Genomic DNA, 22,355 nt, shown 5'->3' with positions numbered 1-22,355 from the left:
ATTTTCGACTTAAAACAATAAAAATCGATCGAAAATAGCCTTATTCCAATTAATTACAAAATGTTTATTATACAGAAAACCTCATTATGTGCACAAAACATATAATTAATTATCAAATAGATTTTTTTGTTTGTTTTAAGGAAAATGATTTTATAAGAACCTTTTTTAAAATCATTCAATCAATTGGGCTTTCATTTTTGCGATCCTGTCCTCGAGAGACTCTGAGGAAATTGATGCCCTAAACCAACGGTCAACCATGATCGGAAAAGAAAATGGTGTGAATTGTCCGGGAGTCTTAAGAATGATTTTATTTGAATTTATTCTTCTGATTGCTTCAAGGACTTTGTCCTTTTCCATCTGCATATCCAATACCTCTCTGTGTGCCTGACTGAGTAAAAGGTTATCAGGATCATAATCTTCAAAAACCCCGAAAAGTATGCCCGAATTGGATTGAAGGTGTTTAAATTTCACCGGTTTGCCGGGAAACCCTTGGAAAATAAGTCCTGAAATCGTGGCTACATCTCTAAATTTCCTTTTCGCCATTTCACTTTCGTTGATGCAAGCTTTTATGTCTTCCGCAAGGTTTACTTCCGAAAAAACATCCTCTTCCAAAATGTCCTCAATCGGAATAGGCATATCCGAAAGTAATTCAAATCCATAATCATTCATGGCGATGCTGAAACTCATTGGATAACTTACGCTGATCCTGTAAGCTATTAAAGCACCAAGGATTTCATGGACCATCCTTCCTTCAAAAGGGAAGATGAACACATGATAACCTTCCCGGGAAATGATTTTTTCAATCAGCAAGGTCTCCTTGGCTGGAACAATTGAAATTCTGTTTTGTAAATCTAAAAGTGGCGCGACATAGGACATCTCTTGGGATTCATAAATACCAAGGGTAGATTTCTCCAAAATTTCCCTGATTTTCGAGGCAAGTTTAGAGGAGAGTGAAATTCTTCCTCCCATGTAAGAAGGCGTATTTGTACTTTTTTTCTTGGAAAGCTGAACAATGGCACTCATGTCTTTGATGGCTACGAATTCAAGGTTTCTTCCTGCAAAGAAAAAACGATCTCCAGGTTTGAGCTTTGAAAAGAAAAATTCTTCCACCATGCCTAAAAAAGTGCCGTTTTTGAACTGAACTTTGAGCATCGGTTCGCTGACTATGGTGCCCATCGACAGCCTATGAATCATAGCAGCTCTTTTATTTTTGATTTGGTATTTTCCTTTTTCATCTTTTTCCACCTTGGAAAATTCCTCATAACCCTGCAAGGATTCTCCACCTTGGGTAATAAATGACAAAGTCCAACGGTACTCCTCTTCTGTCAGTTTTTGGAAGGAAAAAGTATCTCTCAGTATTGGCAGCAATTCGGCCTCAAAAAAACCATCACCCACTGCGAGTGTTACCAAAAACTGGATCAAAACGTCAAAAGTCATTGTCGGACAAAGAAGATTTTCTGATTCATTGTTTTCCATGGCACTCCTTAATGCCGCAGCTTCTATCAGCTCCAAAGAATGAGTCGGTACAAAATAAATTTTGCTTGGTAGTCCTGGTTGATGGCCTGACCTTCCTGCCCTTTGGATAAACCTCGCCACACCTTTTGGGCTTCCAACCTGTACTACGGCATCAACAGGCCTGAAATCCACTCCCAAGTCGAGACTTGAGGTGCATACCACCAATTTGAGTTTACCAGAATGCAGGGATTCTTCCACCCATGTTCTTACCGATTGATCCAAAGAACCGTGATGGATCGCCACCAAGCCTGCCCATTCCGGTTTTTTTTCCATAATGTAGTGATACCAGATTTCTGTTTGGGCACGGGTATTTGTAAAAAGTAAAATGGAATTATGATTCTCAATAATGGGAATGACCTTATCAATAAGCCTTATTCCCAAATGGCCTGACCATGGGTATTTTTCCAGTTCATCGGGATAAACTGTATTGAGAATAATTCTTTTCTCAATTTTGGCTTTGACAATGTGGATAGGATGTCTTTCACCGAGAAGTATTTGACAAGCTTCATCAAGATTGCCAATGGTAGCCGAAATCCCCCAAAGTCTTATTTCCTGCGGGCAGATATGGCGAATGTATGAAAGGGCTAACTGAACCTGAACTCCTCTTTTGTTTCCCAAAAGTTCGTGCCATTCATCGATAACAATGGCCTGCAAAGAATTAAAAAACAATTGATTTTCTTTTTGGGTGAGAAGGATATGCAGGGTCTCAGGAGTGGTAATCAAAACCTCGGGTGGGTTCTTTTTTTGTGAAACACGCTCTTTGTTTTCTGTATCTCCGTTTCTTACAGAAACTTTCCACGGCAGCCCGATCTCTTCACAGACTTCCTGCATGGCTTTTTGGATATCCTGCGCCAAAGCCCTAAGAGGAGTGATCCAGATCAACTGGATTCCATTTTTCCTTTGTTTTTGCCAATCTTCAGGATGCCTGCGTATATAATCCAAAATCACAGGGAAAAACAAAGCAAATGTCTTTCCGCTTCCTGTTGGAGCATTGAGCAATCCTGACTTTCCAGCCATAAAGTCTCGCCATGTTTCTAACTGAAATTCAAAAGGTGACCAGCCTTTTTTTTGGAAGTAATCAACAGCAACTGATAAATGATTACTGACCATATACTGAAAGTAGGGATTTTAAATCTTCTAAAGTGTTGGCTTCTCCTATTGGTTTGTCTTTTCTATACCTTTGAATCCTTGGAAACCTCAGTGCAATTCCTGATTTGTGCCTGGGACTTTCCTGAATTCCTTCAAATGCGATTTCGAACACCAAGCCTGGTTTAACCGTTCGGACAGGTCCAAACCTTTCAAGCGTATTTTGCTTCACGTATCTATCAACTTCCAAAATCTCAGCATCAGTCAGTCCTGAATATGCTTTGGCAAAGGGAATAAGTTTATCACCTTCCCACACCGCTAAGGTATAATCAGTATAGAGATCAGCCCTTCTCCCGTGCCCTTTTTGGGCATAGAGGAGCACTCCATCGATGGTGAGTGGTTCAATTTTCCATTTCCACCAAGAACCTTTTTTTCTTCCTACTTCATAGATAGACTCATTTTTTTTCAGCATAAATCCCTCTGCCATCTTTGTTCTGGATTGGGATTGAAGTCTTGAAAGTTCATTCCAATTCTTTGCCTCAACCAGAGGTGAAATTTCAAATCTACTGTTATTGATTTCTTTTGAAAGTTTTTCCAATAACTGCCTTCGGTCTTTTTGAGAATTTTGTCTTAAATCCTTTCCGTCATATTCAAGAATATCATATGCGATAAAACTGACAGGAGCTTCCTGAAGGATTTTTTTACTCAAGTTTTTTCTTCCGATTCTAGTCTGAAGCAAAGAAAAGGGTAGGGGTTTCCCCTTGGAAAACGCAATGATCTCCCCATCCAATACAGTCCCTGAGGGTAATTGCAAGGACATTTCGACAAGTTCGGGAAATTTTTCAGTTACTAATTCTTCGCCTCTTGACCATATGAAGACCTCACCATTCCTTTGGATCACCTGTCCCCGGATTCCGTCCCATTTCCATTCAATCTGCCAATCTGAGATTTCTCCAAAACTTGACAATTCCTTTTCCAGAGGATAGGCTAGAAAAAATGGATATGGCCTGGAAATATGTCCACTATTTTCTTTGGTCATAACCAATCCCTCAAAAGAAGTTTTGACGGGGTTCCAATCCCCCATTATCCTATGGGCTACTTCAGTTTTTTCAAGTTCAAATGCTTCAGCCACAGCTTGGGTAATAAGATTTTGACTTACTCCGACCCTAAATCCACCCGTCATCAGTTTAATGAAAATAAAGCGTTCCTCTTTCGCCATCATTTCCCATGCCGTCAATATTTTTTCCTTTTTGTCAGATTCCTCAAGACTTTCCAAATCAATTAAATACCCGATCCAAAAACTCAGAGAATTATCCTGGTGAATTTTTTTGGTTGGCAAAAGCAGGGAGATTGTTTCGGCCAGATCACCGACTGTCTGATATGATTCTTCAAATAGCCAATCAGGAATTCCTGACCATTCGCAGCACCATTCGCGTAGTTGCCTTGTATTTACCTGTCTCTTGGGTCTACGGTGGGTAAAAAGGGCTATAGTCCAAAGTTTATCCTCATCCGAGACCGACAAAAAATAAGTCCTCAAGGCCTCGAGTTTATCGGAGGTTTTGTTACTTTGGTCCAGACGCATGAATAGACTTGCAAAATCTCTCATTTATTGACGTTATGTTTCATTTCAAACTTTTAACAATGTGACAAGGTTCACATCAAGAAAAAACTTAAAATTGTATCTTTATCTCTGTATGGAACTTAAAGCCATATTCAGCGTAATTACATTAAAAACCAAACAGCTATGAAAAAGTTGGCGATTATATTTCTTTATGCCTTGATCATATTTTCCTGTGATCAGCAAAAGGATCCTGTTTATACCACCAATGAACTGACTTACAACCTTTACCAAGGTTCTGACTTCAATTATACCGGCAAAGTTCAAATTAAGGAATTGCTCAACGGTGACTTGGAGCTTACTTTGGAACTTAATGGGAACAAGGACACGTCTCCTTATTATTTTCCTGCCCATCTTCATTTCGGTCCATATGACAGCCCTGATTCTCCGATAGCTTTCCAGCTTGACCCCATTGACATCAGAACTTTGAAAAGTGTTACTGTCTTAGGACAGCTTTCGGATGGGACCAAATTGAAATTTGAGGATTTAAGCAATTTCGATGGACATATAAAAGTTCACTTGGCTGATTCAGGGCCTGAATATCAGGTAATTTTATCAGTGGGAAATATCGGGGCAAATGACAACAGCTCACAGGCATTTAAAAAAGAGGACATGACGGTTTGTTCACCTTATCTCAACTAAAAAAGGTCATCTTCGGATGACCTTTTCTTTATTTATTTTCTTCCATTACCTCAGGAAGAGTCAATCTTTTGAATTTTTCATGTAATTGTGCGATTTCAGCATGCATCACTTTTTGGTAATCAAGGTGCTCCGTGTCTTTAAATGGCTTCATCGGATTGTGGACGTGATACGCTCTTTGATGCTCATCATCATGGGAATGCTCAAATCCAGGAACTTCAATGATGTCCTTGTCCCATGTCTTAAGTTCCTCTTTTAACTCACTGTAATCTGATCCAGATTCCTTCAGCTGCTTTTCGAATCCTGTGATTTCTTCTCTTAAGTCAAGGGACTTTTGGAGATATCCGTTGGCTTCTGCATATATTTTCGGATCTCCTTCCACTTCTTTTTTTCCTGAACAGGAAAGTGCAAAAGAAATTACAAAACTGAATAACAAAAGGTGGTATAAATTTTTCATAGAGTTGAATTTTTATGCCAATATAAATAAAAAGGCGACTTTTTTAAAAAAAGCCGCCTGTCTAGTATTATCAATTCAACACTACAGGAAAAGTAATGTCAAGGTCTGTTTCGCCCCCTGCCTGCACAAAGTTTTCCCAATTTGGATTGTTTGCCCCAGTAAAATTCTTGTTGAGGTCATGTCTTAAAACAACCCTCATCTGCGCTGTATTAAAACCAATAGTCTGTACAATGCCTCTCAAACCTACCGGATTACCATCGATATCCTCGTCATCATAAGCATAGGTCAGAATCGCTGTTCCCTGAAATGCCGTCCCGAGGAAAAAAAACTGATGCTCTTCCTTTTCCTCCTCGATTTCAACTGTGATATCTTCATTTTCAATGCTGTTGAAAAGGGAAACTTCCATAAGATAGGTTTTACCCCTTGCAAGCGTGATTGTTTCGATAGTTGGACCGTTTCCTAATTCAAGCCCATCAGGGTCTGTTGCCCTTACTTCAATTGGAGTGCCTGTAGGAGAACCGGCTGAATTTAGTTCTGTGAATTTTAAGATTACATCTGTGATTACTTCGCCTTCATTTTCCGGTACGGGGTCGTAACTTTTACAAGATGAAAAGGTCAAGGCAACCGCTGCAAATAAGGTCATTAAATAGCTGTAGTTTTTCATGATAATTTAATTGTATATGTAATTGGTTTAAAATTCATAATTGAGTTTGATCAATACATTCCTTCCCAATTCATGTGAAAAGTACCTGAATCGATTCATATAATCCTTGTAAGCTTTATCGAACAAATTTGTAACCTGAAAGCCAAAATTGAGCTTGTCATTTCCCATTTTGAAAGATGTTTGAAATCCTAAATTCCAAATCATGTAAGCCGGTGGTGCAGGGGCAAGGTCAAAATCAGGTTCGCGATGTTGCTTTGCCACAGCAAGATTACTGAAGGAAATTTTGGAATTATTTTCGGATACGCCGGTTTGAAAATTATAACTCAAACCCGTTTCCAACCTGTCAGTAGGGATAAATGGAAGAAAAGTATCTTCAGTCGTATTGGTTGCTCTGACAATTGAACCCCTTGAAAATAATTCCCAATGGGAAGTAACTGTCCAAATTGCGCTCAGGTCAGTCCCCATAAAAAAAGCATCGGTCTGAAGGTATTCAAAGACATTGAATGTACCTCGGAGAGAAACAAAACGGTCTTCAGTAGGATTGAGGTAAATATAATTTTTAATGGTATTGGTATATCCGGTCAGTTCAACGTTGACCTTACTTCCTGAATAATTAAGGGTATTCATCCATTTAAAGGATTGTTCAGATACAAAATCAGGGTTTCCGATTTCGATCGCCGCCAAACCATGATGAAGTCCTTGACTAAACTGTTCATTGATACTAGGCGGTCTCCAAGCTGTTCCAAAGTTGGTATTGAATGTGAGATTTCGTGAAATCGGGTACATGGCACCGATAAAAGCAGAGAAGTTATTGAAATCAAATACATCTTCTTGAAGGACGCCTCCTCTGTTGACCCTTGCTGACTCCACATGTCTGAAATCATACCGAAGACCGCCTTCTATTTCCAAAGGCCCGCTTGTGAATTTTTCAATGGCAAAAAAACCGACATTAAACATGTCATAATTGGGAATCAATGGCACTACACCAGTTCCGGGGATATTTGAATTTGCCTGTTGAATCAATTGAAATCCTATGGCCCCATTCCAGTTTTTCCTTGTTTGGTGGTTATAGCTCAGATCTAGGGTGTTGGTAAAAAGCACCAAATCCAGGGAAGGTCTGCTGTTCAGCTCTCCCCGTCTTCTGTCATATTCCTGTCTATGATTTCTCTGAAAAGCGTATTGGATGTTCAGCTTTGCCCCGTCAGCCAAATGATAATGTCCTTTTAATTTCAAAAGCTGATGGTCGACATTTTGCTTCGGATTTTGGATGTCATATGTGAAATCCGGCGTCCGAAACGGCCTTCCATTTTCAATGATACTTTCCAAGTCGGAGAGATTGCCCGTATGGGAATCCGTCAAAATACCGATAGTAGTCTGAAAATGACTGAAATAAACTTCCGTACCCAACTTTGAATTACTGTAACCTAAGGCTCCTGAAAAATTAAACTCTCTCGCGCCTGTATTATCAAGCATATAATCGGGGGTTTGCAGGTTTCCTGCAATTCTTGAAGATGACTGAATCCAATAACCCAAACCTTTGATTTTTTTCGAACCGCCGAGTAAACCCACTGAACCTGTGATTCCGCGCCCATTTGAAAATCCAATCAGGTCAATTTCTCCACTTTGACCACCTTTGACAGGTAGCGGTGCAGGATTTACCAAAATCACACCTCCCATTGCGTCAGGACCAAACCGGACAGTTTCGGCACCTTTGACTACAGAAATTTCTCTTGCTACAAATGGGTCGATTTCTGGAGCATGATCTGCACCCCATTGTTGGCCTTCGAGTCTGACTCCATTATTAAGAATCAAAATCCTATTGCTGTGAAGTCCATGGATTACAGGTTTTTGGATACTCGATCCTGAAGAATATGTCGTTACACCTGGGATTCTTCTTAAGGTTTCCCCTAGGTTTTGACCTCTTGAAATCCTCAGCTCATCTCCATAGATACCCGAGACAGTATTTGTTGTCAACAAAGCATCCTCATGCCCGTGGATTTCAACTCCTTCCAACTGGACATCCTCTGCCATCAACCTGATGGTGATACTCATATTTGACTGGATATTGACTTTTTCTAAATTGTCTTTATGACCGAGATATTGGACTTTTAGAGTCTGTTCACCTTGGCAGATTTTCGATATCCTAAAAATTCCTTGGGAATCGGTGACAGCACCTTTTTCTGAATCAATTAGCCAAACATATGCACCTTCAATAGGCTCATTGTTTTCTTCATGAACTACCTTTCCACGAAGAACAAGCAAGCATTCTTCCTGCCCAAATGAATTGGCAGCTATCAAAAGAAAGGAAAAGAGAAAGACAATTGGTTTAGACATAAATGAAACTATGTTGCAAAAATAATCAAAGCCATCCTTTTGACCTAACGTTAATGCAACTTTGTTTCAATTCTGAAGTTCAAATAAAAAATAAAAAATTTTTTCTGCTAAAAATATCCAATTCAAACTTTTGGTAAAGACATTTTGATAAAAACACCAAAAAATTATTTTTTTAAACATTAAAAATATAACAATTTCATTAAAACCACTTTCTAATAATTTTTTGTATACTTTTTGAATTTCAATTTTATTTTGATTTAATTTATCAAAACCAAATTCTATTTGGGAATTAAAACCACTTTAAAATTTCTTTATTATGATCAAAAAATTCTATCGATTTATGGGCAAACCTGCAGGAATTGCTTCATTAGCCCTAGCCCTTGTGACATTTTCATGTCAAGAAAATGCGGAATCTCCAATTTTGGAATCGCAAGACCAGATTATGAAATATCAAAATGGAGATATTATTCCTGATAGCTATATCGTAGTATTAAAACCTCAATCTATAGGTTTTAGAAAAGATGGATCCTATGAAGACACACAGTCTTCGATGAGAAAAAGTGTTTCAAGTATCTTGGCAAAATACAGAATCTCAGATGAAAATCTAGGGGCGGTATATTCAGCTGCATTAGATGGCTTTGCAGTGAAACTTGATAAAAGTCAAATCGAATTATTGAAAAATGATCCTTCAGTAAGTTATATAGAACCAAACAGAGTAATGTCCATTGCCCAAAAAGGTAAACCGGGCGGTGGCGGTGGCTCCACAGGACAAGAAACACCTTGGGGAATCACCAGAGTGGGTGGTTCGGTTAATTATACAGGAACAAACGTCGCATGGGTAATTGACACAGGAATTGATTTGACACATCCTGATCTAAATGTAAATGCCACCAACGGTTTTACTGCTTTTACATCCGGGAAAGATGCCAATTTCAATGATGGAAATGGACATGGTTCACACGTAGCAGGTACCATTGCTGCAATCAACAATTCAATCGGCGTGGTAGGTGTTGCAGCCGGAGCTCAGGTCGTACCTGTTAAAGTACTTGATTCTAGAGGTTCAGGCTCGTATGACGGGGTAATTGCCGGAGTAGATTGGGTTGCAGCCAAAGGAAAATCAGGAGATGTAGCCAATATGAGTTTGGGTGGCCCTGTTTCTCAAGCATTGGATGATGCTATTGTAGTTGCAGCAGGCAAAGGAATCAAGTTTGTGGTTGCTGCGGGGAACAGCGCAGCTAATGCAAATAACTATTCCCCTGCAAGAGTAAACGGTTCGAATATTTATACGATTTCTGCTTCTGACAGTGGAGATAGATTTGCCTCATTTTCAAATTTTGGAAATCCTCCGATTGACTATTGTGCTCCTGGTGTTAGCATTAAATCTACTTGGAAGGGTGGGGCATATAATACCATCAGTGGAACTTCAATGGCCTCACCACATGCAGCAGGTGTATTGCTTTTGGGTACTGCAAAAACATCAGGATTTGTAACAGGTGACAAAGACAACAGTCCTGATGCAATTATTTCACGATAATTTAAAAAGTAATATTTAGGTTTTAGACCGCCTGCTTCATTGTGGGCGGTTTATTTTTTTTAATTCCCTTAAGATATCCTCCAGGCCGTTCAGCCGGATTTCATAAAGTGTACTAAGCCACATGCCTAGTTTTCCCTCAGGAAAACCCTTTCTATGCATCCAAATCAAATAATCCTCAGGAATATCGCAAAGCAACTTTCCCTTGTATTTTCCAAAAGGCATTTTTTTCGAAACCAAGTCTAAAAGTATTTGTCTGTCCATGTCCCAAAAGTAGGTTTTTAGATATAAAATTTGACTTTCAGCCGGTATTTCATTTTGCAGACCATTTTTATATTTCCAATTGAAAAGTAGGTCCATTTTGATTTAAAAAACAAATTTTAAAACATCCATCAAAAAAATGAGGTTTTCATTCCGAATGAAGATATAAGCTAATAACTTCGTGTAGTTCAAAAAACCGAAACAAATACCATGAAATCAATCACTTTTAGTAATGGAGACCAAATGCCGATAATAGGTCTTGGCACTTGGAAATCTAAACCTGGAGAGGTCTATCAGGCTGTTCTATGGGCAATTGAAGCTGGATATAGGCATATTGATTGTGCTGCCATCTATGACAATGAAAAAGAAGTGGGTAATGCGCTAGATAAAGCCTTTAAAGACGGTGTTGTAAAAAGGGAAGAGCTTTTTATTACTTCAAAACTTTGGAACAGCAACCATCGCTTGGATGATGTGGTGCCTGCATTAAAAAAAACACTCAAAGACCTTCAGCTCGAATGCCTTGATTTATACCTCATACATTGGCCGATAAGTTTTAAAAAAGGGGTTTTATTTGCCCAGACCAGGGAAGAGTTTTACACCTATGGGGATGTCCCTTTGTCTCAAACTTGGGAAGGAATGGAAGAAGTAAAGAAAATGGGATTGGCTAAACATATAGGAGTCTCCAACTTTAACATTACCAAACTTGAGGAAATAATCAAATCAAGTCAGTTTGCTCCTGAAATGAATCAGGTAGAAATGCATCCATTTCTTCCACAGGATAAATTGGTCAATTTCTGTAGGTCCAAGAATATCTTAATGACAGCCTACTCGCCCCTAGGTTCGGGAGATAGGGCAACTGCCAATAAAAAAGCAAACGAACCAAGCCTTCTCGAAAATGAAGTGGTAAAGGAAATAGCTTCGAAGCACCGTGTTTCTTCTGCACAAATCCTGATTTCTTATTCAGTACATAGAAATATCGCTGTCATTCCAAAATCTGTCAATCAAGACAGAATTGTACAAAACCTAGCTTCAATTGAAGTCAAACTAGATGAAAACGATATGGAAAAACTGGCAAATATTGGAACTTCATATCGCTTTATTGATGGTTCATTCTTCACAGGAACGCAAAGCCCTTACAAGCTGACTGACCTTTGGGAAAAAGAATAAATATAATTATCTACCATTTTGCCTGATGAAACCATCGGGCAAAATGTTTTTTACCTGATTTTTAATATTCTCTCTACCAACATTTCCCATTCATCTTCCAAGCTGATTTCAGGTCTGGTTTCTCCGGAACGGCGGTACCAATAATCCGCATTCCAAATATCACCTTCTTTTCTGTGGAGATAAGCATGGACTCTGGCTGAGAGCTTATCAGAAGGACCATCTGCAAGGTTATGGGCGCTTTTCCAATCTCCCTTACCATCATACCACAAAGCTTCCAATTGTGTACTTAGTCCTTCTGGTGGGTTTGGTTCATTTAGCGATGATTTGAATTCAGACAATGTCATTTTAGTCAATTTTGGCTATTTATGATTTAGAATGGATATCCAATTCCTATGTTAAATACAGTCTGTCCCCTTTGTCCTGGAAAATTCCTAAAGAAGCTATTCAGGATATACCGTTGTCCGGGTTGTCGGGCAGGATCGACTGCCTTGATTCCCATGTCCAACCTGACTACCAAAAAATCAAAGTCCATCCTCAAACCAACTCCGGTTCCCACAGCGATCTCCTTATAAAACCTGTTGAATTCAAAATTTGCACCGGGTCTTGAATCATCGGCTACAAAAGTCCAGGTATTGCCAATATCAACAAAAAATGCGCCATCGAAGTAGCCATAAATTTTTGATCGAAATTCAAACATTCCTTCAAACAAGATTTCACCAGGCTGCTCAAATCGGTAATCGAAAGAGCCATCACTAAGTGTATCGGGGGCAAATGAACCAGGACCCAATCGCCTCGGTTGCCATGCCCTGATTCCTGTACTGCCTCCCGCAAAAAAGTATTTTTCATAAGGCAAGACGCCATTACTTACACCGTAAGGTTTTGCTATTCCCAGATTCAATCTGTACGCAAAAGTTTGATCTTTGGTGATGGGTATGTACCTCCTATAGTCAGATTGAAATTTCAAAAACTGGAAATAAGCCAGGTTTCTACCTTCAACGAAATTGCTGTTAACAAAATTTAGAGTAGTACCGCCGCTTTCAAAGAATAAGCGCCAAAGTGAAGCTTTGTTTTTTTGAAAGGCACCGTATTGGTTAAAATTAAAAATTACCTGCCCTGAAATACTGCTGACATAAGAAGGAAGGAAAGAATTGATTAGGTTATTTCCTTGATTTTGAAGGTCTTCCAAAAGTATCCTAAAATCATCACTTAAGTTTGACCGGATAAAATTCGCGTCCAATGCATTGACTGTATATTGTTTCTTTAGATTCCGAGTATTCCAATTATAGGCAATGACCCCGTTGACACTTTCCCTGATGTATTCAGGGCGGTTGATATAATTGTAACCGATCAAAGTCCTGGTACGGGGATTATACCTGCCGAATTTTTCCAGGGAATTGACGCTGAGCGGAAGTAAAAACTGGGGAAAAATTACTGACGCAGAAGTATTTAATTCTCTGCTTCTGAAAACGCCTCCTTCTCCTGTCGCTGATACCACACCTTCCAAACCCGCTCTAAAAAAGAACTCAAAAATCTCTGCGCCTCGAAATAAGTTTCTGTTTCTAAGTGAGTGGCTAAAAAATGGACCTGGGACCTGTTCCGTGATGGTTGCTCCAAGCTGATTGGTAATGAGATATTTTTGGTTGGATTGGGTATAAATCCTTGGTCTGAGCACATTCCCCAAAGTATCAAAGGCGATGTTTACAAACCTAAAAAGGTCAAGGTTAGCAAGTTGCCTCTGCGTTTCGATCACATTGGTCCTATTGTACAAATTACCTTTTTCAAGAAAAATCCTGGAGGAAATGATCTTTTCTGAATACCTGTCATCATATAATTCGAAAACTATGTCCCTGTGTTTTTTTTGGTAGGCATTGTCAATAAATGCGTCCGAAGGTGGATCAATTGAAAAATAGATGGAATCCAAAGTGTAGACTTTGTGTATTTCCGAAAATGATGGATTTCGGATCACTTCTTCGATGTTGACTTTCTTTTCAACAGTATCTTTGTACACATTATATTCAAGATAGGACTTCGAAAAAGTGTAGTAGCCGTTATCCTTTAATAAATCCTCCACCCGTTGTCTTTCCCGGGTTATGGAATTTTGATTGTAATTTTTACCGACTTTAATCTGGTTATCATTTTGATTTTGGGTCAATAATTCCAAAATCCCTTCATCGTCAGATTTGGTATAAAAGGAATCTACCACATAAGGTTCATGCTCTTTGATGAGATAGGTGATTCTTGCTTTTTTGTTTTTGAAGGAGGCTTCAAAATTAGTTTCTGCATCAAAAAAACCGTTGTTTACCAGGTAGTACTTCATTTGCCTGGTTGTTTCTTCGGTCAATGCGCTGTCAAAAATGACTCGAGGATTTCCCGTTCTCATGAAAAAATTTCCAAACTCAAGTTTCTTTTCGACGGAAGCTAAATTGTCATTGATTTTGTTTAGCCTTTTGATCTGCTTTTTGCTGAGCTGTTTTGAAGTACTTATTTCCCTCAATTCATTTCTTTCCATAAGCAGTTCATCCTGTTTTCTGATATGCCTTGTACTGTCATAAATCCATTCTCCAAACCTGTAAATTGAAATTCCCGCAGAGGTGTTGAGAAGGGGTATTCTGGTATTTGGGGCTTGCTGGATCAATCCCGAAAGGTCGGATTTGTCACTTTTTTTTACGCCTTCCACTTTGACATCATAAACCAAATATTGACCTTCCTTGAGCCCTTTGGTCAAAGAACAGGAAGAAATTAAAAAAAGCAGAAAAAGAAAGTTTATATATTTGGCTTTATTCACAATTAGGCAATTAACCGAATGTTAAGCAAAAATACGCTTAAGTTTATTAAATCCTTGCAACAGAAAAAATTCCGAAAACAAGAACAGTTATTTTTTGTGGAAGGAGGTAAAAACGTAACGGAATTGCTTCAATCAGATTATGAAGTAACTCAGGTATTGTTTACCACACAATTTGGCAAGGACAATTCAGTTCTATTAAATGCTATCAAAGCTGAAATTTTTGAAGTAAGTCAGTCTACATTGGAATCAGTAGGCTCTTTCCAAAGCAATGATTCAGTCCTTGCCGTGGCCAAATGCAAACCCAATATTCCCATCGGATTGGCTTCGGACGAATGGGCAATTGCCCTAGATGATGTCAAAGATCCTGGGAATCTTGGGACGATAATCCGTATTGCAGATTGGTACGGGATCCAAAAATTGTTTTTGAGCGAAGAATCAGCAGAATTTTACAATCCTAAAGTCGTAAATGCAAGTATGGGAAGTTTTTCCAGAATCATGTTTTCTTACACAGATTTGAAAAAGCTATTCGAAAAATCTGACCTGCCCATTTACGGTGCTTATTTGGAAGGTAAATCAATTTATGATTCAAAATTTGGTAAAGGGGGTATTATCCTGATGGGAAATGAGTCCAATGGCATTTCTAAAGAACTTGAGCCTTATGTGAGTCATAAAATCACCATCCCAAGATTTGGACATGCCGAATCATTGAATGTCGCTGTGGCAACAGCCATCTTCTGTGACAACATGAAAAGGAATTCAATTTAAAATCAACCACTGAATCAGGATGGCCAAACTGAGGGAAACTCTAAACCGTGTAGGATTGAATACCTTCTTTTTCCTACTTATTGGAATGATTTTTTTGGCAAGTACCTTTCCGGATTGGGGTGCCGAAGCTATTCTCGATCCATTGAAAACAATAACAGGAATAGGCATTTCCTTCATTTTCTTTTTTTATGGTGTCAAACTAAGTCCGGAAAAACTTAAACAAGGTTTATCCAACTGGAAGCTTCATGTGTTGGTTCAATCCACCACATTTTTGATTTTTCCATTGGTAGTGTTGCTACTGTATTACTTTTGGGGAGACGAGGCAAACCTATTTTGGATCGGCACATTTTACCTTGCAGCCTTACCTTCTACAGTTTCTTCTTCTGTAGTCATGGTTTCGATTGCAGGAGGAAATCTTCCGGCTGCAATTTTCAATGCTAGCATTTCTAGTATCGTAGGGATTTTCATTACACCACTTTGGATGGACCTGATGTTGCCCGAGACTGCAGTAGATTTTGACCTGACAGATACAATTTTTAAGCTTAGTTTTCAGGTTTTGGTACCGGTGATTTTGGGTTTATTTTTTCATAAGTATTTGGTGAATTTTGTCAATAAATTCCAGGCTACTTTGAAGAATATTGATCAAGCTATCATTCTTTTGATCATTTTTACTGCTTTTGCTGAGTCATTTTTAGCAAATATGTTTGACGGACATTCAGTTGCGGAATTGGTTCTTTTGGGAGTTTTGATGTTGGCTTTTTTCCTTCTGATGATGGGGGTGATGTACCTTTTGTCCAAAGCTTTGAAATTTTCAAGAGAAGATATGATCACTGTAATATTCTGCGGAAGTAAAAAATCCATGATCCAGGGAGCTGTGATGGGTAGGGTGATGTTTCCTGACCCGGTGGTTTTTGGGGTTATGCTTTTACCTTTGATGATTTATCACGCCCAACAGTTGATGGTAGGATCTGCTATTGCTCAAAAGTTGGGAGATGGCAAGAGCAGTGGTCAATAGCAACAGGCAGTTTTCAGTCGCAGAAGGCAGTCTCAGAAGGCAGATTTCAGTTATCAGTCTCAGTTTTCTCTAAATCTCAAATCCAGACAACATTGACAACCTTACAACAATTACGACCATTACAACAAATATAACAACTATAGCCATTTTACCCTATGGAACTTAAGATCTACCAAGTCGATGCATTTTCAGAGAAGGTTTTTAGAGGCAATCCCGCCGCTGTCGTACCCTTGACTCAATGGTTGGAAGACGAAATTCTCCAAAAAATCGCTTTAGAAAACAACCTTTCCGAAACTGCTTTTTATGTGATCGACGGAGATAGGGTCATTCTCAGATGGTTTACCCCGGGCACAGAAGTAGATCTTTGTGGTCATGCTACTCTTGCTATTGCGCATGTATTATTTGAACATGAAGGATTTGAAGGAGAAGAGATTACCTTTTTATCACCGAGATCAGGGATTTTAAAGGTTAAAAAGGAGGGAAGCCAACTCGTGATGGATTTTCCACTTGATACTATTCAGGAAATTGAGTTGACAGACCTCATGACCAATCCTTTTTCTCCCAAACCTTTTCAGGCATTCAAGGGGAAAACGGATTATATTTTGCTTTTTGAGAATGAAAGCCAAATCAGGAACCTTGATTTTGACCTTGCTCAAATTGCCACGCTACCAGTCAGGGGAGTAATTGTCACTTCAAAAGGAGATCATGTGGACTTTGTTTCCAGGTTTTTTGGGCCGAAGGTGGGAGTACCTGAAGATCCGGTGACAGGTTCTGCCCATACAAGTTTGACTCCGATCTGGGCTGAGAAATTAGGAAAAAATGAATTGACTGCCGTTCAGGTTTCACCAAGGGAAGGTAAATTGGGCTGTAAATTGGTCGGAGACAGGGTGATCCTGACCGGAAATGCAGTGACTTTTCTGATCGGAAGGATTTTTATCTGACCCTCATTTATGGTTGGATATAAACAAAAGCATTGACATTCATCCCTGCACCAACAGAGGCAAATACCAAGACATCACCGGAATTGAAATGATGAGCTGGCAGTTCGTTTCTGACAATCTTGTCGTATAAGATCGGAACTGTAGCCACTGAATTGTTTCCCATTTTGGCAATGATCATCGGCATGATTTGTTCAGGCATTGCTTCTTTTTCAAAGAGTTTGAAAGTCCTTTCAAGGATCGCATGGTCCATTTTGGCATTGGCCTGATGAATCAGGACTTTATTTACATCCACTATTCCAAACCCTGCTTTTTCAATGACCTGTTTTACCAATACCGGAACGGTATTCAGTGCATATTCATAAAGCTTTCGGCCATTCATCTTCATAAAAAGTGTATCATCTTCATAATTAAGATTGTATGATACGTCCATTCTCAAGTAATGGGCTTGAGTCAAGGTATCTGTTCTGGTCTTATGTGCAATGATACCCACAGGTTTTTCACTTTCTATTCCTTCAACCACCACCGCTCCTGCACCATCGGAGTAGATCATGGTATCAATATCATGCGGATCGACGATTCTTGAAAGGTTTTCCGCACCAATGATCAGGGCACGTGTGGCATCGCCAGATTTGATAAAATAATTTGCTTGGATCACTCCCTGAACCCATCCCGGACAGCCAAAAGGCAGATCATAGGCCACACAGTCCGGATTTTCGATTTTGAGCAAATGCTTAACCCTTGATGCAATCGTCGGAACCAAGTCACTTTTTTTATTACCATGCCTGATTTCACCAAAATTGTGGGCCACGATGATATAATCTAAAGTCTCAGGATCTATTCCTGCAGCTTCTATGGCCCTTTGCGAAGCAATAAATGCCATATCAGAAGTATTTAATCCAGGTTCCAAATACCTTCTTTCTTCTATTTCAGTGATTTCCTGAAACTTCTTTATGATGGCTGAATTTTCTTTTTGGATTTTTTGCCCTGAGGCATCCAAAAATTCATTATTCAAAAAATCCTCATTCTTAACAATGATTTCCGGCAGGTAAGAACCTGAACCTTTGATTACGGTATAGGTTGGCATGGTGGTGATTTTTGGCTCTTGGATTAAGAATCCAAGTAAGCAATAAATTATTAAAATCAATCAATAAACAGCAAAGAAAAAGCCTTGGATTTGCCAAGGCTTTTTAGATCAGTATCAAATATTCGGTTGAGGGGTAGTCCTCAGGTAGGGCTTGATTTTGGTATGCCCTTTAGGAAATTTTTCCGGGATGTCCTCATCCTTGATAGCAGGTGCGATGACCACATCTTCCCCATGTTTCCAATTGGCAGGGGTGGCAACGGAGTATTTTGCAGTCAATTGCAAAGAATCAATTACCCTGAGCAATTCATCAAAGTTTCTGCCTGTGCTTGCGGGATAAGTGATGATAAGTTTGATTTTTTTATCAGGCCCGATCACAAATACCGACCTGACGGTAAAGTTCTCATTCGCATTCGGATGGATCATGTCATAAAGTTGTGAAACATTCCTGTCCTTATCCGCGATCAAAGGAAAGTTGACCGTCGTATGTTGGGTTTCATTGATGTCTTTAATCCATGCTGCATGGTCTACCAATCCATCCACACTCAAGGCCATTACCTTGACATTTCTTTTTTCAAATTCGGATTTCAATTTTGCGACAGCACCAAGCTCGGTGGTGCAAACAGGCGTATAATCTGCAGGATGGGAAAACAATACTCCCCAACCATCGCCTAAATATTCATGAAAATCAATTGTTCCTTCGGTCGTCTCAGCGACAAAATTCGGTGCTAAATCTCCTAATCTTAGTGACATGGTTTGTTTTTGATTTAAAGTCTATAGAAAATATAGGGTATTAACTTGTCCTTCTCTTTAAAAGTTCAGAATTTGAAAAAAAATAAGGTTTTTAAGAGATTTTAAACCTATTTATAAATTGCCGAGCTTAAAAATTGGAGGATATTCCATTAATCTTGATAGTTTGCTACGAAATGAAAAGTATGAATAATGAAAATGCGTTGATCGTCTTTCAAAAAAACGCAGTATTGGGAAAAGTGAAATCCAGGCTTGCTGCTACAATCGGGGAAGAAAAGGCCTTGGAAATATATAAATCATTGCTCTTGCACACATTTGGTGAAATCAGTAAGATAAATGGAATCGATACCTCAATCTTTTATTCAGATTTTATTGAATTTGCTTCAGAATCAGCATACAAGGCTGAATACAAAGAAATCCAAGTGGGTGGGGATTTGGGAGAAAGAATGTCAAACGCTTTTCGGAAACTTTTTCAAGAAGGGTACAAAAAAGTAGTCATTATCGGAACAGATTGTCCGGAAATCCAGAGCAGCGACATTGATGCCGCATTTCGCTCTTTGGAAAAAAATGAAGTTTGTATCGGCCCTGCATTGGATGGGGGGTATTATTTACTCGGAATGCGCAGATTCCATGAATTCCTTTTTCAAAATATCCCTTGGAGCTCTTCTGAAGTAACTGCCAAGACCAAGGAAATACTAATTAGCCGACAAATCAGCTTTGATTTATTGAAAACATTGCGCGATATAGATACCGAGGAGGACCTGATTGCAATATTCCCCAAATAAATCATTTCAAGTTGTCATTTTAATTTTGGAATTTGGCGTTGCCAGAACCAATCAATTCATGAAATCCATCACTAGATTATTCCTGATCCTGTTTTTTCTCCCAGTGGGACTTTTTGCCCAGAATGTCCAAAAATACGACATATCCATAGCGGGAATATCAATCGGTGAGATGACTGCTTCAAAAAAAGTTACAGGTGAAGATTCCCAAATTGACATCAGAAGTAAGGTCGGATTTTGGTTTTTTGGAAAAATCGAACTCGATTACCATACCCTATCGGTTTTTAAAGGCAATCATTTTGTCAAAAGTGAAGTCAATTCCAAGACAAACAAAGGAAACTTCCGCTCAATCATCATCTGGATCAATGACCATTATATAGTGAATTCACGCAATTACAAATACGAGTTGGATACTGAGGTTAGGAAAAAGGTTTTTTTCAGTTCCGCTTCCTTTTATTTCGAAGAACCCAAAAATGTAAAAGAGTTTTTTGCTGAAGGATATGGATTGGTTTGCCCTGTGACCAAACACAAGGACCATTACGAAGTCAATGTCAATGGAAACAAAAACAGGTTTTACTACATCAATGGAAAATTAGACAAAGCAGTGATGGAATTCCCGATCAAAAACTTTGTCGTAAAGAGGAAAGACCCTTGATGTTCCCATGAAATTAAGTGTCATTATTCCGGTAATAAATGAAGAGAAGAACCTCAAAGAATTGCTGCTTTTGTTTCCCAAGGATATAAATTCAGGGTTACTGGAAGTGATAGTAGTGGACGGTGGGAGTACAGACAGGTCCAAAGAAGTTGTAGAAAAGGCCGGTTTCAGATTTTTGGAAAGTCCGATCAGAGGCAGGGCATCTCAGATGAATTTGGGTGCTAAAGTCGCGAAAGGGGATGTATTATATTTTGTCCATGCCGATGTAAGGATCTTGCCGACATTTATGAATGAAATCAGAGCGTGTTTGGAAGAAGGTTTTCCGGTGGGCTGTTTTGCCTATGATTTTGATTCAACTATGAAATTACTAAAGGTCAATGCATGGTTTACGCAATTCAACGGATTGCTTTCCGGAGGAGGCGATCAGACCCTCTTTATCCGAATGGATGTTTTTTGGGAATTGGGGGGATTTGATGAGACATACTGCCTGATGGAGGATTTTGAACTGGTCAGGAGGATTAAGAAAAAGTACAACTTTAAAGTAATTCAAAAAAGGATTTTGGTCTCCGCCCGTAAGTATGAAAAAAATTCTTGGTTCAGGGTTCAGGTGGCAAATCTGATTGTATTTGGTCTTTTTTTTCTAAACCATCCACCTTCAAAACTCAAGGTTTTGTATTCCCGGTTATTGAAATAAGAAAACGGAACAGCAGGGCCGTTCCGTTTAAAATATCATCAATACCTATGAAGAAAACTTACTGCCACAAAAGTATACCATCAAAATTTCAACTTGGTTAAGCCATTGTGAACATATCCTTGCAGTATGTTAAATTATTTCTATTAGGCTTCTTTTACGCCATGTTTTGTGTCTTCAAAAAAACAAACCTTGACCATGTTACTTTTTTTCCATCATCACTTCCTGGTTTTTCAAAATATCCATCGCAAACAGACTCATGGCTTTTATGCCTGTCTTGATGGTGGGTTCGGGTAATGGTGCAAAGAAGGGGCTGTGTAATCCAGGAATTTCCAATCCCTTTTCTCTTGCTTCCTCTAAAAATTTTGGATCACTTGCTCCAAGGTAAAACATGGTGATTGGAATGTTCCTTTCCTGCATCCCAAACCTGCTGAAGTCTTCACCGATCATTTGTGCTTTTACTTCTACGACTTTATCTTCCCCGATATTCTTTTTGAACACTTCCACCATTTGTTTGGTCAGTTTGGAATCATTGAGTAAGGCCGGTGTATGCGGTTCCCTGATCCAATAAGTCGGCATTTTGTTTTCCGGAACTCCCGCTGCTATGGCAAGGTTTTCTGAAATTCTTTTGACACTGGAAATCATCTCTTCCCGCACATCCATCGAATATGACCTCAAAGTCAGTTGCATGACCACCTGATCGGGAATGATATTGTGCACTGTACCGCCGTGAATCGATCCCACAGTGACGACTGCAGGTTCCATTGGGGCAATTCTCCGACTCACTATTGTCTGATAAGCCTGAATCATCTGCGCACTCAATACAATCGGATCAATTCCGGTATGCGGCGCAGCACCATGTGCACCGACACCATTGACCGTCACATTCATCATATCGACGCCTGCCATCAAAGCACCTTCCTTGTAACCCAACATTCCTGCGGGAAGAAATGGATCATCATGGAGTGCAATGGCATAATCCGGATGGGGAAACCGCTTGTACAAACCATCATTCATCATGTTCCAAGCCCCCATGCCATTTTCCTCAGCGGGCTGACCCACCATTAGCAAAGTTCCTCTCCAAGAGTTTTTATATTCCATCATCATCTTGGCAGTCCCAATAAAAACCGTCATATGGATGTCGTGACCACAGGAATGCGTGATGAAAGTTTCCTTGCCATCATTGGAAATTCCTTTTTTAGTGGAAGCATATGGCAGACCTGTTTTTTCCTCCATAGGCAAGGCATCCATATCAGAGCGGATCAGTAAAACAGGTCCTGGACCGTTTTCAAAAACACCTATAACCCCATATCCGCCAATGTTTTCTGTAACGGTGTAGCCTAGGGCCTTCAGTTCTTTGGCTACTCTTGCCGAAGTTTCCTTTTCCTGCAGTGAAAGCTCAGGGTTTTGGTGCAGGTGTTTGTATAATCCGTCTAGCTCTGGATAAATCTTGTCAATGAAGGTATCGACAGTTTGGGCGATAATCATATCGGTAAGGAATAGAGACATCATAAGAAGGAAAAGGGTGTTTTTTATCAATTTCATCGGGATTGATTTATTTTTGTAAACCAAATAAAACAAATATTTCCCTGTTTTGTGGATATGTTTTTATTTTCGC

20 protein-coding genes are annotated in these 22,355 nt (G+C 39.3%); 9 read left to right on the top strand and 11 right to left on the bottom strand.

Annotated features, from left to right (window positions below):
- Positions 1-171: 171 nt before the first annotated feature.
- Together NU887_RS16640 and NU887_RS16635 are read right to left on the bottom strand one after the other, a co-directional pair.
- Entirely contained in the window at positions 172-2,625 is a 2,454-nt protein-coding gene (locus NU887_RS16640) for a ligase-associated DNA damage response DEXH box helicase (RefSeq protein WP_258424513.1), read from the bottom strand.
- On the bottom strand, positions 2,615-4,207 hold the full coding sequence (locus NU887_RS16635) for an ATP-dependent DNA ligase (RefSeq protein ID WP_258424512.1): 1,593 nt from the start codon (positions 4,205-4,207) through the stop codon (positions 2,615-2,617). The genes NU887_RS16640 and NU887_RS16635 overlap by 11 nt, the downstream gene beginning before the upstream one ends.
- 138 nt (positions 4,208-4,345) lie before the next feature.
- Here NU887_RS16635 and NU887_RS16630 point away from each other — a divergent pair, with 138 nt between their 5' ends.
- On the top strand, positions 4,346-4,861 hold the full coding sequence (locus NU887_RS16630; RefSeq protein ID WP_258424511.1) for a hypothetical protein: 516 nt from the start codon (positions 4,346-4,348) through the stop codon (positions 4,859-4,861).
- Between the two features lie 28 nt (positions 4,862-4,889).
- Here the strand turns inward: NU887_RS16630 and NU887_RS16625 are convergent, their stop codons facing one another.
- From NU887_RS16625 to NU887_RS16615, 3 genes are all read right to left on the bottom strand, one after another.
- Positions 4,890-5,315, bottom strand: a complete 426-nt coding sequence (locus NU887_RS16625) for a hypothetical protein (protein WP_258424510.1) — start codon at positions 5,313-5,315, stop codon at positions 4,890-4,892.
- 70 nt (positions 5,316-5,385) lie between these two features.
- Entirely contained in the window at positions 5,386-5,979 is a 594-nt protein-coding gene (locus tag NU887_RS16620; protein ID WP_258424509.1) for a hypothetical protein, read from the bottom strand.
- 27 nt (positions 5,980-6,006) lie between these two features.
- A complete protein-coding gene (locus tag NU887_RS16615) occupies positions 6,007-8,313 on the bottom strand; it encodes a TonB-dependent receptor (protein WP_258424508.1) in 2,307 nt (768 codons plus the stop codon).
- Between the two features lie 316 nt (positions 8,314-8,629).
- Here NU887_RS16615 and NU887_RS16610 point away from each other — a divergent pair, with 316 nt between their 5' ends.
- On the top strand, positions 8,630-9,847 hold the full coding sequence (locus NU887_RS16610) for a S8 family serine peptidase (protein ID WP_258424507.1): 1,218 nt from the start codon (positions 8,630-8,632) through the stop codon (positions 9,845-9,847).
- Positions 9,848-9,883: 36 nt separating this feature from the next.
- Here NU887_RS16610 and NU887_RS16605 read toward each other — a convergent pair whose 3' ends face one another.
- The gene (locus tag NU887_RS16605; protein ID WP_258424506.1) at positions 9,884-10,108 is read right to left on the bottom strand and encodes a DUF3820 family protein; all 225 of its coding nucleotides are present in this window, start codon (positions 10,106-10,108) and stop codon (positions 9,884-9,886) included.
- Positions 10,109-10,315: 207 nt separating this feature from the next.
- Between NU887_RS16605 and NU887_RS16600 the strand changes: the two genes are divergently transcribed.
- Positions 10,316-11,272: an aldo/keto reductase gene (locus NU887_RS16600; protein WP_258424505.1), complete on the top strand. Its 957-nt coding sequence runs from the start codon at positions 10,316-10,318 to the stop codon at positions 11,270-11,272.
- A gap of 50 nt (positions 11,273-11,322) precedes the next feature.
- Here NU887_RS16600 and NU887_RS16595 read toward each other — a convergent pair whose 3' ends face one another.
- Both NU887_RS16595 and tamL read right to left on the bottom strand, forming a co-directional pair.
- Entirely contained in the window at positions 11,323-11,616 is a 294-nt protein-coding gene (locus tag NU887_RS16595) for a hypothetical protein (RefSeq protein WP_258424504.1), read from the bottom strand.
- Positions 11,617-11,642: 26 nt separating this feature from the next.
- Positions 11,643-14,057, bottom strand: coding sequence for a translocation and assembly module lipoprotein TamL (gene tamL / locus NU887_RS16590; protein ID WP_258424503.1), 2,415 nt, complete (start codon positions 14,055-14,057; stop codon positions 11,643-11,645).
- Positions 14,058-14,075: 18 nt separating this feature from the next.
- Between tamL and NU887_RS16585 the strand changes: the two genes are divergently transcribed.
- From NU887_RS16585 to NU887_RS16575, 3 genes are all read left to right on the top strand, one after another.
- Positions 14,076-14,822, top strand: a complete 747-nt coding sequence (locus NU887_RS16585) for an RNA methyltransferase (protein WP_258424501.1) — start codon at positions 14,076-14,078, stop codon at positions 14,820-14,822.
- Between the two features lie 19 nt (positions 14,823-14,841).
- The gene (locus NU887_RS16580) at positions 14,842-15,837 is read left to right on the top strand and encodes a bile acid:sodium symporter family protein (protein ID WP_258424500.1); all 996 of its coding nucleotides are present in this window, start codon (positions 14,842-14,844) and stop codon (positions 15,835-15,837) included.
- Between the two features lie 155 nt (positions 15,838-15,992).
- Positions 15,993-16,778, top strand: coding sequence for a PhzF family phenazine biosynthesis protein (locus tag NU887_RS16575; protein WP_258424499.1), 786 nt, complete (start codon positions 15,993-15,995; stop codon positions 16,776-16,778).
- Positions 16,779-16,785: 7 nt separating this feature from the next.
- Here NU887_RS16575 and NU887_RS16570 read toward each other — a convergent pair whose 3' ends face one another.
- Both NU887_RS16570 and NU887_RS16565 read right to left on the bottom strand, forming a co-directional pair.
- The gene (locus NU887_RS16570) at positions 16,786-17,862 is read right to left on the bottom strand and encodes a 3-oxoacyl-ACP synthase III family protein (RefSeq protein ID WP_258424498.1); all 1,077 of its coding nucleotides are present in this window, start codon (positions 17,860-17,862) and stop codon (positions 16,786-16,788) included.
- 114 nt (positions 17,863-17,976) lie between these two features.
- Positions 17,977-18,612, bottom strand: coding sequence for a peroxiredoxin (locus NU887_RS16565; protein WP_258424497.1), 636 nt, complete (start codon positions 18,610-18,612; stop codon positions 17,977-17,979).
- Between the two features lie 182 nt (positions 18,613-18,794).
- On the opposite strand from NU887_RS16565, the gene NU887_RS16560 reads away from it, so the two are divergent.
- From NU887_RS16560 to NU887_RS16550, 3 genes are read left to right on the top strand one after another with little or no spacing between them, the layout of a single operon-like run.
- Entirely contained in the window at positions 18,795-19,394 is a 600-nt protein-coding gene (locus tag NU887_RS16560; RefSeq protein WP_258424496.1) for a TIGR04282 family arsenosugar biosynthesis glycosyltransferase, read from the top strand.
- Between the two features lie 58 nt (positions 19,395-19,452).
- Positions 19,453-20,046 (top strand): DUF6134 family protein, encoded by a 594-nt coding sequence (locus tag NU887_RS16555; protein ID WP_258424495.1) that lies wholly within the window; start codon positions 19,453-19,455, stop codon positions 20,044-20,046.
- A gap of 7 nt (positions 20,047-20,053) precedes the next feature.
- Positions 20,054-20,740 (top strand): TIGR04283 family arsenosugar biosynthesis glycosyltransferase, encoded by a 687-nt coding sequence (locus NU887_RS16550; RefSeq protein WP_258424494.1) that lies wholly within the window; start codon positions 20,054-20,056, stop codon positions 20,738-20,740.
- Between the two features lie 198 nt (positions 20,741-20,938).
- Here the strand turns inward: NU887_RS16550 and NU887_RS16545 are convergent, their stop codons facing one another.
- Entirely contained in the window at positions 20,939-22,282 is a 1,344-nt protein-coding gene (locus NU887_RS16545) for an amidohydrolase (RefSeq protein WP_258424493.1), read from the bottom strand.
- Between the last annotated feature and the right edge of the window lie 73 nt (positions 22,283-22,355).

Origin of the sequence: Aquiflexum gelatinilyticum, from assembly GCF_024741135.1 — a bacterium.
Lineage (GTDB): Bacteria > Bacteroidota > Bacteroidia > Cytophagales > Cyclobacteriaceae > Cognataquiflexum > Cognataquiflexum gelatinilyticum.
This window is presented reverse-complemented; position numbering and strand designations above follow the sequence as displayed.

Bases quoted from the DNA above. Each gene is read 5' to 3' on its own strand.
- NU887_RS16545 (WP_258424493.1), bottom strand. From the start codon at position 22,282: ATGAAATTGATAAAAAACACCCTTTTCCTTCTTATGATGTCTCTATTC.
- NU887_RS16625 (WP_258424510.1), bottom strand. From the start codon at position 5,315: ATGAAAAATTTATACCACCTTTTGTTATTCAGTTTTGTAATTTCTTTT.
- NU887_RS16620 (WP_258424509.1), bottom strand. From the start codon at position 5,979: ATGAAAAACTACAGCTATTTAATGACCTTATTTGCAGCGGTTGCCTTG.
- NU887_RS16585 (WP_258424501.1), top strand. From the start codon at position 14,076: ATGTTAAGCAAAAATACGCTTAAGTTTATTAAATCCTTGCAACAGAAA.
- NU887_RS16630 (WP_258424511.1), top strand. From the start codon at position 4,346: ATGAAAAAGTTGGCGATTATATTTCTTTATGCCTTGATCATATTTTCC.
- NU887_RS16560 (WP_258424496.1), top strand. From the start codon at position 18,795: ATGAATAATGAAAATGCGTTGATCGTCTTTCAAAAAAACGCAGTATTG.
- NU887_RS16635 (WP_258424512.1), bottom strand. From the start codon at position 4,207: ATGAGAGATTTTGCAAGTCTATTCATGCGTCTGGACCAAAGTAACAAA.
- NU887_RS16640 (WP_258424513.1), bottom strand. From the start codon at position 2,625: ATGGTCAGTAATCATTTATCAGTTGCTGTTGATTACTTCCAAAAAAAA.
- NU887_RS16615 (WP_258424508.1), bottom strand. From the start codon at position 8,313: ATGTCTAAACCAATTGTCTTTCTCTTTTCCTTTCTTTTGATAGCTGCC.
- NU887_RS16605 (WP_258424506.1), bottom strand. From the start codon at position 10,108: ATGGACAGACAAATACTTTTAGACTTGGTTTCGAAAAAAATGCCTTTT.
- NU887_RS16550 (WP_258424494.1), top strand. From the start codon at position 20,054: ATGAAATTAAGTGTCATTATTCCGGTAATAAATGAAGAGAAGAACCTC.
- NU887_RS16610 (WP_258424507.1), top strand. From the start codon at position 8,630: ATGATCAAAAAATTCTATCGATTTATGGGCAAACCTGCAGGAATTGCT.
- NU887_RS16580 (WP_258424500.1), top strand. From the start codon at position 14,842: ATGGCCAAACTGAGGGAAACTCTAAACCGTGTAGGATTGAATACCTTC.
- NU887_RS16595 (WP_258424504.1), bottom strand. From the start codon at position 11,616: ATGACATTGTCTGAATTCAAATCATCGCTAAATGAACCAAACCCACCA.
- NU887_RS16570 (WP_258424498.1), bottom strand. From the start codon at position 17,862: ATGCCAACCTATACCGTAATCAAAGGTTCAGGTTCTTACCTGCCGGAA.
- NU887_RS16575 (WP_258424499.1), top strand. From the start codon at position 15,993: ATGGAACTTAAGATCTACCAAGTCGATGCATTTTCAGAGAAGGTTTTT.
- NU887_RS16555 (WP_258424495.1), top strand. From the start codon at position 19,453: ATGAAATCCATCACTAGATTATTCCTGATCCTGTTTTTTCTCCCAGTG.
- NU887_RS16600 (WP_258424505.1), top strand. From the start codon at position 10,316: ATGAAATCAATCACTTTTAGTAATGGAGACCAAATGCCGATAATAGGT.
- NU887_RS16565 (WP_258424497.1), bottom strand. From the start codon at position 18,612: ATGTCACTAAGATTAGGAGATTTAGCACCGAATTTTGTCGCTGAGACG.